Annotated in this window: 12 protein-coding genes; 3 read left to right on the top strand and 9 right to left on the bottom strand. The window is 75.6% G+C overall.

Annotated elements, in window-relative coordinates; genetic code table 11:
• Positions 1 to 102: 102 nt before the first annotated feature.
• Both ACYP53_RS21985 and ACYP53_RS21990 read right to left on the bottom strand, forming a co-directional pair.
• Entirely contained in the window at positions 103 to 1,632 is a 1,530-nt protein-coding gene (locus ACYP53_RS21985) for a serine hydrolase domain-containing protein (RefSeq protein ID WP_459648645.1), read from the bottom strand.
• A gap of 100 nt (positions 1,633 to 1,732) precedes the next feature.
• A complete protein-coding gene (locus ACYP53_RS21990; RefSeq protein ID WP_459648646.1) occupies positions 1,733 to 2,842 on the bottom strand; it encodes an ArsR/SmtB family transcription factor in 1,110 nt (369 codons plus the stop codon).
• Between ACYP53_RS21990 and ACYP53_RS21995 the strand changes: the two genes are divergently transcribed.
• Positions 2,841 to 3,734: an alpha/beta fold hydrolase gene (locus ACYP53_RS21995; protein ID WP_459648647.1), complete on the top strand. Its 894-nt coding sequence runs from the start codon at positions 2,841 to 2,843 to the stop codon at positions 3,732 to 3,734. The two genes, ACYP53_RS21990 and ACYP53_RS21995, sit on opposite strands and share 2 nt — an antisense overlap.
• Before the next feature lie 150 nt (positions 3,735 to 3,884).
• Positions 3,885 to 5,159 carry an MFS transporter gene (locus tag ACYP53_RS22000; RefSeq protein WP_459648648.1) on the top strand — a complete coding sequence of 425 codons (1,275 nt, stop codon included), beginning with the start codon at positions 3,885 to 3,887 and terminating at the stop codon, positions 5,157 to 5,159.
• Between the two features lie 9 nt (positions 5,160 to 5,168).
• Here ACYP53_RS22000 and ACYP53_RS22005 read toward each other — a convergent pair whose 3' ends face one another.
• From ACYP53_RS22005 to ACYP53_RS22035, 7 genes are all read right to left on the bottom strand, one after another.
• Entirely contained in the window at positions 5,169 to 6,044 is an 876-nt protein-coding gene (locus tag ACYP53_RS22005; RefSeq protein ID WP_459648649.1) for a helix-turn-helix transcriptional regulator, read from the bottom strand.
• A gap of 160 nt (positions 6,045 to 6,204) precedes the next feature.
• Positions 6,205 to 7,047: a class I SAM-dependent methyltransferase gene (locus tag ACYP53_RS22010; protein WP_459648650.1), complete on the bottom strand. Its 843-nt coding sequence runs from the start codon at positions 7,045 to 7,047 to the stop codon at positions 6,205 to 6,207.
• A complete protein-coding gene (locus tag ACYP53_RS22015) occupies positions 7,044 to 8,606 on the bottom strand; it encodes a 4-hydroxyphenylacetate 3-hydroxylase family protein (RefSeq protein ID WP_459648651.1) in 1,563 nt (520 codons plus the stop codon). The genes ACYP53_RS22010 and ACYP53_RS22015 overlap by 4 nt, the downstream gene beginning before the upstream one ends.
• Positions 8,603 to 9,148, bottom strand: a complete 546-nt coding sequence (locus tag ACYP53_RS22020) for a flavin reductase family protein (RefSeq protein ID WP_189921618.1) — start codon at positions 9,146 to 9,148, stop codon at positions 8,603 to 8,605. The genes ACYP53_RS22015 and ACYP53_RS22020 overlap by 4 nt, the downstream gene beginning before the upstream one ends.
• On the bottom strand, positions 9,145 to 10,980 hold the full coding sequence (gene asnB, locus ACYP53_RS22025; protein WP_459648652.1) for an asparagine synthase (glutamine-hydrolyzing): 1,836 nt from the start codon (positions 10,978 to 10,980) through the stop codon (positions 9,145 to 9,147). The genes ACYP53_RS22020 and asnB overlap by 4 nt, the downstream gene beginning before the upstream one ends.
• A gap of 1 nt (position 10,981) precedes the next feature.
• Positions 10,982 to 11,710, bottom strand: a complete 729-nt coding sequence (locus tag ACYP53_RS22030; protein WP_459648653.1) for a hypothetical protein — start codon at positions 11,708 to 11,710, stop codon at positions 10,982 to 10,984.
• 436 nt (positions 11,711 to 12,146) lie between these two features.
• A complete protein-coding gene (locus ACYP53_RS22035; protein ID WP_459648654.1) occupies positions 12,147 to 13,103 on the bottom strand; it encodes a LuxR C-terminal-related transcriptional regulator in 957 nt (318 codons plus the stop codon).
• Positions 13,104 to 13,866: 763 nt separating this feature from the next.
• On the opposite strand from ACYP53_RS22035, the gene ACYP53_RS22040 reads away from it, so the two are divergent.
• Positions 13,867 to 14,811 carry an ABC transporter permease gene (locus tag ACYP53_RS22040; protein WP_459648655.1) on the top strand — a complete coding sequence of 315 codons (945 nt, stop codon included), beginning with the start codon at positions 13,867 to 13,869 and terminating at the stop codon, positions 14,809 to 14,811.
• The last annotated feature ends 1 nt before the right edge of the window (position 14,812 follow it).

Here is a 14,812-nt window from a genome sequence, read left to right on the forward strand (position 1 = left end):
CGGCCGTTCGGTTGCGTCCGCCCGCGCACACCCGCTCGACGGTCCCACCGACCGCCCGGTTCGCCGCCGCCCGCGGGGTGGGCGGCGGCGGGCGCGGTGGGGTCAGGCGGACTTGGCGGTGGCGCGGACGCCGAAGTGGACGTAGCGGGTGCCGTCGGCGAGGGCGTAGAAGACGACCGGGATCCAGGCGTCCTTGTCGTTGCGGCGGCCGGCGAAGACGGTCCTGTCGGGGGTGTCGGAGACGGGCGTGAGGTGCCAGACCAGCGGGTCGAAGGTCCCGGCGAGGCCTTCGACGCCCTCGTACCGCAGGTCCAGCACACCCTCGCCCGCTTCCGCATCCGCGGACTCGGTGCGGGCGGTGATGGTCATCAGGAAGCCCTCGCGCTTGTAGCGGCCGGTGAAGGGCTCGGTGTCGACGGCCGGGGGCGGGTCGGCCGGTCCGAACGCGGGCATGGCCACTCCGGCGAACTCGGCGCTCAGTTCGCGGCACAGGGCCTCGTGGACCTTCGGCGCGGCGCCTCCGCCGTTGGTCAGCAGGGCGATGGCGAGGCCCTTCTCCGGGATGGCCCGCAGGTAGGCGAGCTGGCCGAAGGTGCTGCCGTCGTGGCCGAAGCCGCGGGCGCCGTCCCATTCGAACAGGCCCCAGCCGAGGCCCCAGTGGGCGCCGAGGAACCACTGGTCGGGCATCTCCACCTCGCGGGTGAGCATCGCCTCCACGGCCGCGGCGGAGAGGACCCGGGTGCCGTCCGGCGCGGTCCCGCCGTCGATGAACATCCGGGCGAAGCGGACCACGTCGGCCGCGGTGGCGCTGATGCCGCCGTACGGTCCGGCGGAGCGGGGCAGCATGTTCCACAGCGGGGTGGGGGTCGGGACCTCGCCGGGCTCGCCCATGTGCCCCATCGCGGCGCGGAAGCGCAGCACCTCCTCGGGCAGCGTCATGGTGTGCTCGAGTCCGAGCGGGTCGCAGATCAGCTCCTTGAGCGCCTCGTCCCAGCTACGGCCGGTGACCACCTCGACGATCCGGCCGAGGACGTTGTAGGCGGTGCTGGAGTAGGACATGGTGGCGCCGGGCGGGTTGGTGAGGCCCACGTCGCGGGCGCCGTCGACGTAGCGGGCCAGGCAGTCGTCGCCGCGGCCCGTGTCGTTGACGTAGTCCCCCTCGATCCCGCTGGTGTGGTTGAGGAGTTGACGCGGGGTGATGACCCGGGCGGCCTCGGCGTCGGCGAGGGCGAAGTCCGGCAGGACCGCCGTGACCGGTGCGTCCAGGTCGAGCTTGCCGGCGTCGGCGAGGCTCAGGACGAGGGCGGCGGTGTAGCCCTTGCTGACCGAGCCGATCTGGAACACCGAGTCGGTGGTGGTCTCGACACCGGTGCCGGTGTGCAGGACGCCGCTGGCCAGTTCGTGGATCTCACCGCCGGTGAGCACGGCCAGCACGGCGCCGGGGATGCGGTGGGCGGCGAGCAGCTCGTCGAGCCGGCGCTGCCAGTGGGCGGTGTCGAACGCCGCCGTGGCGGGCGTCCTGCCCAGCGCCCGGTCCACGGCCTGCGCGGCGTCCCGGTTGGCCCGGTCCACGAGCTTGGCGACCTCGCGGTCGACGTTGTCCGAGAACTCCTTGTAGCTGTCCTTCGACACTGTTCCCCCTCCGTGGTGACAGGTGGTGAAGGGTCACCCCACCCGTTCTAACGGTGTTTGAAACGATCTCGGGAGGACCCTGGTTCCCGCTGCGAGACCGTCAGTTCCCGGAAGGCGCCGAGCCCGTGGCGGTGAGCACCGAACCGGTGGCGGTGAGCACCGGGCCCGCCGCCGTGAGCGCGGTGCCGGTCGCGGTGCGCAGGTGGACGGCGGTGCGGCCGGTGCGCCGGGTGGCGACCAGGCCCGCGGCGCGCAGGGCGCCGAGGTGCTGGGAGACGGCGCTGGGGGTGACGCCGAGCCGGGTGGCGAGGTCGGGGGTGGTCAGGGGTTCGCCGAGGGCTTCGAGCAGGGTGGCGCGGGTGCGGCCGAGGACCGCGGCGAGGCCGGCCCGGGTCGCAGCGGGCTCCTCCCAGAGCAGGCCGACGCCGGCCGCCGGGTAGCGGATGGAGGCGGCGGTGCGCGGGTCGTGGTCGACGATCACGTCCGGCCAGGCGAAGACGGAGGGCATCAGCACCAGGCCGTGTCCGCCGGCCTCGACCGTCCAGGCGGCGCCGGAGCCGCGGCGCCCGTGCACCACCAACTCGCCCTCGCGCCACACCACGTCGCCGTGCAGCTGGGCGAAGAGCCCCTCCACCCCGCCGTCCACCAGGGCCACCGCCCGGCGGCCGAGGTCGGCGTCGAGGACGGCGCGCATCCGCCCCCAGTGCGGGGCGATCAGCCGGGCGTGGCAGCGCTCCAGGAGGTCGGCGGTCCCGCGCAGCAGCTCGGCCGGCTCGGGCAGGTTCGCGGCGCGGCCGCCCAGGGCGGCGGCGCACTCCGCGGCGACGTACGCCGGGTCGGTCGCGCGCAGGCCCGCCAGCTCCGCCTCGAAGGCGGGCAGGCGTTCCTCCGGCACCGGGAAGAGGAAGGCGGGCAGGCAGCCCTCCAGCAGGGCGCGCAGCAGCGGCGCGCCGGGGTCGCGGGCCAGCACCGGCCGGGCCTGCCGCACCCACGACCGGTGCACGGCGTGCCCGCCGACGCCCAGGGCGGCGCGCAGGCCGAGCACCGTCTCGGCCAGCGGCGACACCGCGAACCGGACCCTGGCCACCTCGGCCGCGGACAGCCGGATCTCCACCGCCACGTTCGCCCCCTCACGGATCATGCAGCCGATCATGTAGCTGTGGCTGAACAGTAGCCGGGCCGGGCCGCCCGCCCGCAGGGTGTCCGGCATGGAAACCTCCACGACCACCACCTTCACCTCGTACGACGGCACCCGGCTCGCCTTCCGCACCCTCGGCGACGGCCCGCCACTGCTCTGCCTGCCGGGCGGCCCCGGCCGGGCCGCGGAGTACCTCTGCGACCTGGGCGGGCTCGGCGCCCACCGGACGCTCGTCCTGCCCGACACCCGGGGCACCGGCGCCTCCGCCCCGTCCGCCGATCCGGCGAGCTACCGGGTGGACCGGCTGGTCGCCGACGTCGAGGCACTGCGCCGCCGGCTCGGCCTGGACCGGGTCGACCTGCTCGGCCACTCCGCCGGCGGCAGCCTGGCCCTGCTCTACGCCGCCGCCCACCCGGACCGGCTGGCGAGCCTGACCCTGGTCACGCCCTCGTTCGCGGCCGTCGGGCTGCCCTCGGACACCGGCGCCGAGGAGGTGATCGCCGCCCGCGCCGCCGAGCCCTGGTACCCGGAGGCGGTGGCGGCCTACCGGCGGATGAAGGCGGCCCGGTCCTTCGCCGAGGCCGCGCCGCACCGGCTCGCCTTCGAACCGCTGATGTACGGCCGCTGGGACGCCGCCGCGCGGGCCCACGCCGCCGCCGACCCGGCGCAGCGCTCGCTGACCGTCAGCGAGCACTTCTACACGGGGTACGAACCGGACGTCGAGGACCTGCGGCGCCGGCTGGCCGCCCTGCCCTGCCCGGTGCTGCTGGTGGCCGGCGAGCTGGACCTGTGGCCGACCGCCGCCGCGGCCGCCGACGCCGCCGCGCTGTTCCCGGCGGCGACGGTCACCGTGCAGCCGGGCGCGGGCCACTACCCGTGGCTGGACGACCCGCGGGCGTTCACCGCCGGCGTCGAGCGCTTCCTCGCCTCCGGAAGGGGGACCACGGCAGCGCCCAGCCTGTGAGCCGGACTCACAGGATCACCGCCTGTCTGGCTGGGCGCCGCACCGGTCCGCAGGATGGCCGCATCGGACGTCCCGTCAGCCGTCGCGGCCGCCTGCGCCTGCCGTCCGAGGGCCCGGCCGCGTCCCCGTACGTGAAGGTGGTACTTCGCCGTGAGCAGCATCTCCGATCCGCCCCGGTCGACCGACGAGGCCGAGGACGTCCCCGAACTGCCCGCCTCGGCGCGGGGTTTCGACCGGTGGCGGTACGCCGGGGTGTTCCTCCTGCTGTTCCTGTTCGGCACCGAGACCTTCCTGGTGTCGCCGCTGCTGCCGACGATCGCGGACTCGGTCCACACCAGTGAGTCGGCCGCCGCGTCGAGCGTCACCGCCTACGTGCTGGTGTACGCGGTCGCGGCGCCGTTCCTGGGGCTGCTGAGCGACCGGCTCGGCCGTCGCCGCACCCTGCTGGTGGGCACGCTGCTGTTCGTCCTGTCGAACGCGGCGGCGGCGCTGTCCACCGGGCTGACGCTGCTGGTGGTCTCCCGGGCGGTGGCCGGGCTGGCGGCAGCCGCGGCCGGGCCGGCGATCTGGGCGCACATCGCCGAGACCGCGCCGGAGGCCGTGCGCGGCCGGGCGCTGGGCCTCGGCATGGCGCTGTTCTCCCTGGGCCAGGTGATCGGGGTGCCGCTGGGCGGCTTCCTGGCGGGGCTGGCGGGGTGGCGCTCGGCGTTCTGGGCGCTGGCGATCGGCACGGCCGCGGCCGTCCCGCTGCTGCTGCGTCAGGTCGGGGCCGCCGCGGCCCCGGCACCGGCGGCGCGGGTGGGGGCCGTCCGGGCGATCCTGGCGGGCTGGGCCGATCCGACACTGCGCCGGGCCCTGCTGGTCAACACCGTCTTCAACACGGCCAACCTGGGGGCCTACACCTTCCTCGGCGCGCTGCTGGTGCAGCGCTTCGACCTGTCGGTGGAGGCGCTCGGCCTGGTCGGCGTACTGGTCGGCGCGGGCAGCATGACCGGCTCGCTGCTGGGCGGTCGGCTCGGCGACCGGGCCAGGACGGCGGGCCGCTCGGACCTTCCGCTGCTGCCGCTGTGGGGCCTGCTGCTGGCGGTGGGCATCGCGGTGGCGGCCGAGGCGCCGGGCCTGGTGCTCGCGCTGGCCGGGGTGACGGTCTGGTTCGTGGCCTCGGGCGGCTTCGTGACGGACCAGCAGACGCTGGCGGGCACCATCGCGCCGGAGCTGCGGGCGACGTCCAGCGCGTGGCTGACGTCGACCATGTACGCGGGCACCGGGGTCGGCGCCTGGGCGGTGGGCACCTTCGGCGACGTCGCGGACGGCACCCTGCTGGTCGGCGCCGGGCTGGCGCTGGTGGCCGCGCTGGGCGGCCTGGCGGTCAGCCTGGGCCTGCGCCGCGCCGCGGCCGCGACGGCCACCACTCCGGGCGCCTGAAGACGGGGCTCAGCCCACCCGGCGCTCCGCCTCGGCGCCGCCGACCGCGCGCAGCGGGTGTTCGACGAGTTCGGACATCCGCGCCCGGTCGGCGGCGCCGTTCGGCGTGAACAGCAGGACCGTCGCCGTGGGGTCGTCCACCGGGTGGAAGGAGGACAGCATCAGCCGGACCGGGCCGAGGCCGGCCGGTTCGACGGTGACGGTACGGACGGTCAGCTCCGCCACCGAGTGGCACCCCCACCAGTGGCGGAGCTCCGGCGCGTCCTGGTCCAGGTGCCGGTAGACCTCCGCGGTGCGGGGCTCGGCCAGGGCCGGGCCCGCCTGGGCGCGGAAGTGCTGGAAGACGTTCATCGCGAGCGGTTCCCAGTCCCGCAGCACGGCGCGCACCCGGTGGTCGGCGGCCATCACCCACATCAGGTTGCGGCGCTCGCCGGGCACGAACTCGGGCGCGCCCCAGAGCGCCGTCCAGGCCGCGTTCCAGCCGCGCAGGTCGAAGTGGCGGTCCAGCAGGACGGCGGGGCTGGTGGGCCAGGAGTCGAGGACGGGCTGGATGGCCCCGGCGAGCCGGTCGGTGCCGTCCGGGCCGCCGGCCGGGGCGGGCTCGTGGTACCCGGCCAGGCGAAGGGCGTGCCGCAGCCCGGCGTCGTCCAGCTTGAGCACCCGGGCGATGGCCTCCAGCACCTGGCGGGAGGCGGCGACCCTCCCCTGCTCGACCCAGGTGTACCAGGCGAGGCCGACGCCGGAGAGCGAGGCGACCTCCTCGCGGCGCAGGCCGGGGGTGCGGCGCCGGGTGGTGGCGGTGAGGCCGACGTCGGCGGGCTTGAGGAGCTCTCGGTGGGCGCGCAGGAAGGCGCCGAGTTCCCGTCCGGCGGTGGGAGTTGACACGGTTGGGCTCCTCGGCCGTGGTCGGTGCTGCGGACTGTCGGGGGTGCCGCGGATCGTGGTGAGCGGTGCGGACGAGCCCAGCGTAGGCGTAAGCCCGCCGCTCCTCCCAGGGATGAGCGGCGGGCTACACACGCTGTTAACGGAAGGCCGGCTTGGCCGGCTACCGGGCGGTCAACGTCCAGAGCCGGACCGGCATGTGGCTGACGTGCCCGCGCTCGCGCCGGCGGCGCCAGGCGCTCTCGCCGACGGCCCGGAAGAACGCGGCCCGCCGCTCCTCGGGCACCAGGCGGCTGTAGTAGTCGCCGAAGGTGGCGGCGTGGAAGTGCTCGTACTGGGCCGCGCTGTCGACCGTGACGACGGCGTCGCGCTCCAGGTGGCCTGCCACCCTCAGGTGCGGGCCGATGACGGCCGTCAGGTCCTCGACGGTCCTGGTGCGGGTGGCGATCGGCAGTACCCCGCCGCGCGCGAACACGCCGGGCACCTCCTCGTACGGGGTGCCGAGGGCCACCAGGGCGTCCCGGACCAGTTCGTCCTCGCCGCCGAGGCCGTGCTCGTCCCGGGCCGGGTGGTAGGTGGTGAGCAGGAACCTGCCGCCGGGGGCGAGGTGGGCGGCGGCCCAGGCGAAGATCCGCTCCTCGTCCGGGTACAGCCAGTGCAGCACCGAGGTCTGGGTGATCAGCTCGGCCCGGAAGGGCAGCGGTTCGGGCGCGGTGAGGTCGGCCCGGTGCAGGGCGACCCGCTCGCCGTACGGCCGCAGCCGCTCGGCGGCCTCGGCGATGCGGTGTTCGGAGCGTTCCAGGCCGACGGCGCGCCGCAGACCGGGGAAGCGTTCCAGGGCCTCCTGGAGCAGCTGGCCGATCCCGCTGCCGAGGTCGATCAGGGACTCGGGGGCGTCGGTGACCTGGTCGAGCACCCAGTCGCGGTCCTGGACCTGGCGCAGCCGGCTGGCGTCGGCGTACCCGGCGAGGGTACGGGCCTGGATCTCGACGGCGGACGTGCTCACGACTGCTCCTCCTCGATGCCGGCGGTGCCGGTGGTTCCAGTGGTGCCGGTGGTTCCGGTAGTGCCCGTGATACCAGTGGTGCCGGTGGGCCGGTCGACCAGCCGCAGCAGCCGCTCGCGGGCCTCGCTCTGGTCGTACCGCTTGAAGACGTTGATCCGGTTGCGGGTCAGGTCGCCCCGGTGGACGTACTCGTAGAGGTCCTGGCGCTGGCCGAAGCCGTCGCCGGTGAGCTCCCAGGCGATCCGGAACAGCCGGGACTTGCGCTCGGCGTCGATGCCGCGGCCGCGCATGTAGCGGTCCAGGTGGGGGCGGAGCCGCGGGTGGGCGAGGTCGTCGGCGGTGGGCTGGATGAGCAGTCCGGAGGCGCCGATACGGCGGACGATCTCGACGGCGCTGCCGGCCACTTCGGCGGACCAGACCCGGGAGGCGGCGGTGTCGCCGGGGGCGAACAGGCCGCCGTCGGTGACACCGCCGCGGGCCTCGGCGGCGTCCAGGAAGTACTCGGTCAGTTCGGCGTAGCCGGCGAGCCGGCCGAGGTCCTCCTGGATGTTGCGGAAGCCGTCCACGCCGATGGACTCGGCGACGAGGGTGGCGGTGGCGAGCAGGGTGCGCAGCCGCTCGCGGTAGCGGATGTGGCCGACGTAGGCGCTCCAGGCGTTGATCCGGCCGAGGCCGAGCCGGGCGAGGCCGGCGTCGCGGAGCAGGAAGACGCGGTCCCAGGGCACCAGGACGTCGTCGAAGAAGAGCATCGCGTCCTGCTCGTCGTACCGTGCGCCGAGCGGGTGGGCGTGGCCCCAGGAGGCGCTGCCGAGCGGTTCGCGGGCGAGGGTGATCAGGCCGGGGGTGTTGAGCGGCAGGGCGAACCAGCTGACGAACTGCTCGCCGCGGCCCTCGGTGAAGGAGGCGGAGAGGTAGACGAGGACCTCGTGGGCGAGCGGGGCGAGGGTGGTGAGCTGCTTGGCGCCGCGCACCACGATGCCCTTGTCGTTCTCCTCGACGACGCGCAGGGCGAGGTCGGGGTCGTCGACCGGGTCGGCGGAGCGGTCGATCTGCGGGTCGCCGAGAGCGTGCGAGAGGACGAGGTCGTTGGTGGCGCAGTACCGGTACCAGGCTTCGGCGTTGGCGCCGAAGCGCGGGTCGGCGGCGGCCAGCCGGTTGCGGAAGTCGTGGACGCCGACGGCGATGGAGGCCATGAAGGCGGGTGAGCGGCCCTGTTGTCCGAGTGCCTCGGCGTGCCAGAACTCGGCGCTGCGGCGCTGGAGCCGGAGGTCTTCGAGGGTGCGCGGGGGCTGGTAGGCGCGGGCCAGCCGCAGGCCGCTGTCCGGGTCCTTCCAGGTGAGCAGTTCGCGGTGGTCGGGGTCGTGCTGGAGGTCGAGCAGGCGGGCGAGTTCGTCGACGGCCGGGCGGAAAGCGGGGTGTTCGGCGGGGTTCGCGATCCGCTTGCCGTCGAGGTACAGCTCGCGCCCGTCGTCGAGTTCGGACCGGTAGCGGTCGCCGGTGAGCAGGCCTCGGGCGGTGGCGGGCGCGCCGCGACCGGTGACGGTGTCCAGCAGTGTCATGCGCCAACTCCGTTGGTGTTCAAGGAGGTCGGGGCCAGTACCCGGTACTGGCCGTCGTGGTAGAGGAGGGGTGCGCCGGTGCCGCGGGCCGCGGCGGCGACCCGGCCGACCAGGATGGTGTGGTCACCGCCGGGCAGGTCGGCGTGCAGCCGGCAGTCGAACCAGGCCAGGGCGGATTCGACCAGCGGGGCTCCGGTGGCGGCGGTCCTGGTCGGCACGGCGGTGAAGCCGCCGAGGGCACGCCCCGCCCCGGGGGCGGCGAACCGCCGGGCGACGGATTCCTGACGGTCCGTCAGTACGGAGAGCCCGAACCGTCCGGAGGTCCGCACGGCGGCCACCAGCGGACTGTGCCGGCCGATCGCGACGGTGACCAGCAGCGGGTCGAGGGAGAGGGTGCTGAAGGAGGAGACGGTCTTGGCGAAGACCTCCTCGCCCGCCCGGGTGGTGACCACCGCGACCCCGCTGGTCCAGCCGCGGGAGGCGGCCCGGAAGTCCTGGTCGGTGACCTGCGCGTCCCGCACGGCCGGCGCGGTGCCGCTCATCGCAGCCCCACCCGGTAGGCGCGCAGCCACTCGTCGACCTGGACCAGGTGGTCGAGGCCGCCGACCGGGTTCGGCGCGGTGCGCGGGCTGGGCAGCGGGCGGCCCTCGGCGAGCAGCCGGCGGACCGTCTCGCGGTCCACCAGGTCGAAGACCGGCGCGTTCGGGTCGGCCAGCAGCTCCCGCGCCCGGGCCGTGAGCACCTCGGTGTAGCGGACGGCCGGGGTGGACGGGTAGCCGCTCTTGGGCCGGTCGGTGACCTGCGGCGGGAGCAGGTCGCGGACGGCGTCGCGCAGCAGCCCCTTGGACCGTCCCTCCGGCGCCTTGAGCGCCCAGGGCACGTTCCACAGGTATTCCACCAGGCGGTGGTCGCAGAACGGCACCCGTACCTCCAGGCCGACCGACATCGACACCCGGTCCACCCGGTCCAGCAGCGGGGGCAGCCAGCGGGTGAGCGCGAGGTGGAAGACCTCGCGGGTACGCGCCTCGGCGGCCGACTCCCCGGCCAGTCGCGGCACTTCGGCGAGCGAGCGCCGGTAGGCGTCGGCGGCGTACTCCTCCGGGCGCACCTCGGCCCGGACGTCCGGGCGCAGCAGGTCCGCCGGGGTGGCCTTGCCGTGCAGCCACGGGAAGGTCGGGGCGGCGAGCGCGGCGGCGTCGTGGAAGTAGGGGTAGCCGCCGAAGATCTCGTCCGCGGCCTCACCGGAGAGCGCGACGGTGGAGCGCCGCCGCACCTCGCGGAAGAGCAGGTGCAGCGAGGCGTCCATCTCGCCCCAGCCGGGGCGGTCGCGGGCGCGCAGGACGGTGTCGCGGGCGTCCAGCAGGTCGTCGTCGGGCACCAGGACGGTGGTGTGCAGGGTGCCGATGTGGTCGGCGGCGGCCGCCACGTACGGGGCGTCGCGGGTGGTCCGCCAGGCGTCGGGGGTGCGGTCGGCGCTGCCGGGGAAGTCGACGGAGAAGCTGGCGATCTTCCCCTGGCCGGCGCGTTCGCGGGCGGCGGCGGCCAGGGCGGTGACGGCGCTGGAGTCGACGCCGCCGGAGAGCAGGGTGCACAGCGGCACGTCGCTGATCAGCTGCCGTTCGACGGCGTCGGCGAGCAGCTCCCGGACGGTGCGCCGGGTGGTCGCGGCGTCGTCCCGGTGCTCGGCGGACTCCAGCCGCCAGTACCGGAGTTCCCGGGTGGCGGCGCGGGCGACGACCACCAGGTGGCCGGGCCGGACCTCGTGCAGGCCGCGGAAGACGCCGTGGCCGGCGCTGGGCGCGGCGGGCAGGGCGAACAGCTCGGCGATGCCCTCGGCGTCGAGTTCGGGGCGGAACAGCGGGTTGGCGAGCACCGCCTTCGGCTCGGAGCCGAACAGCACGCCGCTGCGGTGGGCGTGCCAGTGGAGCGGCTTGATGCCGAGGTGGTCCCGGACCAGCAGCAGCTCCTCGCGCCGGGCGTCCCACAGGGCGTAGGCGAAGATGCCGTTGAACCTGGCCGGCGCCTCCCTGCCCCACTGGAGGTGGGCGCGCAGCACCACCTCGGTGTCCGAGCGGGTGCGGAAGGCGTGGCCGAGGGCCTCCAGTTCGGCGCGCAGCTCGCGGTGGTTGTACAGCTCGCCGTTGTAGGCGAGGACGGCCCCGGCCTCAGGTCCGGGGCGGTCGGCGAGCGGCTGGACGCCTCCGTCGAGGTCGATGACGGAGAGCCGGCGGTGGCCGAGGGCGGCGTGCCGGGACAGCCAGACGCCGTCGGCGTCCGGGCCGCGGCAGGCGAGGGTGGCGGTCATCTCCCGGACGGTCCGGGCCTGGTGGAGCAGGTCGGTGTCCCAGTCGATCCAGCCGGTGATTCCGCACATCTCAGGACTCCCCGGGTTCGTCGGTGGCGGTGGGCGCGGCGGGCGGCGCGGCGGGCTCCGCAGGCCGCGCGATGGTGACGTCGACGGGCCCGGGCCCGGCCGTGGACTCCCAGCGGCAGCCGTGGCCGGTCGGGCCGTGAGTGAGCCGGTGCGCGGGCCGGTAGCCCTTGGCGCGGATGTTGGCGGACAGCGCCTCGGTGCAGTAGGTGCAGGGCGAGGCGAGGGTCAGCCGGACGCCCGAGCGCCGGGCCTTCTCCCGGTAGTCCCAGATCGCGCAGTGCGTGATGGTGAGCGCGGCGTGCTCGGGGCCGGGTGCCGCATCGTCGTCGAACTCGTAGTCCGAGCCGTACAGTTCGGCCTGCCGGGCGATCCGGTGGATCGGGTCGGCGGCACCCCGGCCGTGGTCGGGCTCGACCTCGCGGTGCACCTCGGCGTTGGACCGGGCCCACTCCCCCAGCACCTCCTCGCCGTAGCGCAGGACGAGGAAGCGTTCCATCAGCGCCTGGTCGCGGAAGAACACCCGCTGCCACTCGACGGCCGGGGCGTCCGGCACGGGCAGGTCGGCGAAGAGCTCGGACTGCAGGACGAACCAGTCGGTGAGGTGCAGTTCGTCGCCCCGGGACACCAGGTACCGGGTCAGCCCGGCCTCGGCCTCGTGCAGCCGCTGCCGCCAGAGCGCGGACCGCTCGGCGTCCGACATCGCGCGGTACGGGGACCTCGGCTGCTCCACGCCGGGGCCCGGTCGGCTCGTGGCGGCGGCCAGCACCGCCGTGCGCGGGCCGGTCTCGCCACCCGGCCGGCCACCGGCACCGGCCCCGGCACTGGTCCCAGCACCGGCACCGGCACCGGCACCGGTCGGACTGCCGGTCGGAGCGCCGGTCCCGTCGGACACACCCCCCATCGGGCCATCTCCCTTCGGCTGAACGATCCTTCGGACCGTCGTGTCGTCGTCGTTCCCGCCACGCTACGAAGCGGTCCGTGCACCCCGGTAGCCCCGAAAGGCGCCGGTCAGGGCGCCGATCGTCGCCGTGGGCATGCTCCGAAGGTCGCCCCGCGCGGCACCGGGGACGCGCCCCGGGCACGACGAGGAACGGGCCAGGGCACGACGAAGGGCGGGCCCCGCACACCGGCGGGACCCGCCCTCGGGCGGTGGACGGACGGAGGACCTACCCGGCGAGCCCGTGCCGGTGGGCGTACAGCGCGGCGCGCAGCCGGTCGGGCTGCCCGATCTTCCGCATCGCCTGGGTCAGGTGCTTCTTCACGGTGGCTTCGGCCAGGGCGAGTTCACGCCCGATCTCGGCGTTGCTCAGCCCCTGCCCGAGCTTGACCAGCACCTCCCGCTCGCGCTCGGTCAGCCCGGCCTGCTGCGGTGGCAGCTCGCCGAGGTGGCGTGCGGGGGCCACCGCGTGGGTCCGGGCGGGCGGCGGGGCCGGCAGGAACACCGACCCGCCGGCCGCGACGAGTTGGACGGCGCCGATGATCCGCTCCCCGGCCAGGTCGAGCGGGAAGCACCCGCTGGCCCCGGCGAGCAGCATCCGGCTCGCCTCGGCGGTGGACTCGGCGCGGCGCAGCAGCAGGACCCGGGCGTCGGGCGCGCCGTCCGGTCCGCGCAGCGCCACCACGGCCGCCAGGTCCTCCTCCAGGCTCGCGCCGCGGCCGAGCAGGACGACGTCGGGGGCGACCCGGTGCACGGCGGCGACGGCGCGCAGCGGGTCGCCGGTGGAGCCGACCACCGTCAGTCCGGGCGCTGTGGCCAGCACGCTGCGCAGTCCGGCGCTGGTCACCGAGTTCCGTTCGACCAGGAACACCCGGGCGAGTCCGGTGCGGTCGCGCGGCCCGTCCACGCACATCGGGTGGCCGCAGTCGCAGCCGCCGGTGGCCCGGGCCGGGACGGGCTGGGCCGGTTCGGCCAGCAGCTGGTGACCGGCGATCAGGTCGAGCGGGTTGTCGATCTCGGCGTGCAGCCCGGCGACCGGCCCGGCGGAGGAGTCCCCGGCGGAGGAGTCCCTGGGGCCGGTGCCCGGGCCGCTGACCGGGCCGGTGCCGCCGCAGGCGCCGCGGCGGGCGGGGAGCCGGCGGCCGCGCGGGCCGGCCGGGGCGGCGAAGGTGCTCACTGCTGCCATCGGGCGCCTCCGGGAGCGGAGGCAGGACGTCTGTGGTCGGGCATGGCTTTGCGGTCCCCCTAGCTGGTGGCTGGTCGGCCCCGTGGACGCGGAGTGCGACTCGCTGTGCGACGGGCCGTGCGAACCGGGGTTCGGCACGGCCTTCGACGCGAGGTGCGGGGCGTCCTGCGACGCTGCGCGCCGCGACGGGGATCGGCCGACGACGCGGACGGGCGTCGGGCGTGGATCCGGGTGAGGAGGGTGCGCCGACCGCGGCGGCTGTGGACCGGGGCGGTCAGCGCGTCACGCGCGGTCGACACAGCTCGTCGAAGCACCTGCGGTGCCACGAGCCGCCGATCCCGACCAAGGTGAAGTCGGTCCGCCGAATAGCCATGTGGGGAGCGTAGGTCCGGTTCCTTGTGCGGGTCAAGGAAAGGACCGGGTCCCGGTGCCCCGGGCAGCGGCGCTGCGGCCACCGCTGATGCTGTGACCTGAAGTAACAGCATCAGGAGCTGCCTGGCTGTCCGGGCCGTCCGTCCGCAACGCTGCTCCAAGCGGCCCTGGCCGTCACGGCGGTGCCCCCCTGACGCCCGGTGACGGCCGCCGCCCGCGTTCCGGACGCCCGTCGTTCCCGTGCCGAACACCCGGCCACGAGGCCCTGATGACGGCCCGCCACGCCCGACTTCCCCGGCCCCCTTGATCGAAGGAGCAGCAGCGCCATGCCCGCCCCGCCCCACCGGCCCGCCGCCGGCCCGCCCGGCGCCCCGCCCCGGAGGGCCGGCGGGTGACCCGGTTCCTGTTGCGCCGCCTCCTGCTGGCCGTCCCCACGCTGTTCGGCGTCACCGCCGTCGTCTTCGCGACCGTGGCGCTCGTCCCCGGTGACCCGGTGGCCGCCTTCCTCGGCCCGGGCGCACCGCCCGAGGCCCGCCGGGAGCTCACCGAACGGCTCGGTCTGGACGAGCCGTTGCCCGTCCGCTACGTCGACTGGCTCGGCCACGCGCTCACCGGCGACCTCGGCACCTCCGTCGCGGGCCAGCGCCCGGTCGCCGACCTGCTGCTGCCGGCGCTCGGCCAGACGCTCACCCTGACCGCGGCCGCGTTCCTGCTGGTGCTGCTGGGCGGGGTGGCGCTCGGCGCGCTCGGCGCGCTGCGCCCGCGCGGCCCCGGCGGGCGGATCTCCGGCGCGCTGTCCACCCTCGCGGTGTCCGCCCCGCAGTACTCGGTGGCCCTGCTGCTGATCGCCGTGTTCGCGGTCGGGCTGCGCTGGCTCCCGGCGGGCGGGACGAACGACGCCTTCGGGCCCGGCGGTCCGGCCGATCTGGCCCGGCACCTGGTCCTGCCGGCGGTCGCGGCGGCGCTGGTGCCGCTCGGGCTCACCGCCCGGGTGTTCCGGGCCGCGCTGGGCACCGTCCTGGCCGGTGAGCTGGCCGACTCGCTGCGCGCCCGGGGTCTGCGCCCGGCGGCCGTGCTGCGGCACTGCGTGCACAACGCCTCGCCCGCGCTGCTGACCATCGGCGGGCTGCAACTCGCCTACCTGCTGGAGGGGGTGGTCTTCGTGGAGACCCTGTTCGCCTGGCCCGGCGTCGGCCGGCTGCTGTACGACGCGCTGACCGCCCGCGACCTGCCGCTGGTGCAGGGCGGGGTGCTGGTGGTGGCGGTCGCCTTCGTCGGCGTCAACATCCTGGTGGACGCGGCGCACGCGGCGATCGACCCACGGGTGAGGGTCTGAC

The sequence above is a fragment of the Kitasatospora sp. Ki12 genome (assembly GCF_054601375.1).

Excerpts from the sequence above, each read along its gene's own strand:
- ACYP53_RS21995 (WP_459648647.1), top strand. The coding sequence starts at position 2,841 with ATGGAAACCTCCACGACCACCACCTTCACCTCGTACGACGGCACCCGG.
- ACYP53_RS21990 (WP_459648646.1), bottom strand. The coding sequence starts at position 2,842 with ATGCCGGACACCCTGCGGGCGGGCGGCCCGGCCCGGCTACTGTTCAGC.
- ACYP53_RS22015 (WP_459648651.1), bottom strand. The coding sequence starts at position 8,606 with ATGACACTGCTGGACACCGTCACCGGTCGCGGCGCGCCCGCCACCGCC.
- ACYP53_RS22020 (WP_189921618.1), bottom strand. The coding sequence starts at position 9,148 with ATGAGCGGCACCGCGCCGGCCGTGCGGGACGCGCAGGTCACCGACCAG.
- asnB (WP_459648652.1), bottom strand. The coding sequence starts at position 10,980 with ATGTGCGGAATCACCGGCTGGATCGACTGGGACACCGACCTGCTCCAC.
- ACYP53_RS22035 (WP_459648654.1), bottom strand. The coding sequence starts at position 13,103 with ATGGCAGCAGTGAGCACCTTCGCCGCCCCGGCCGGCCCGCGCGGCCGC.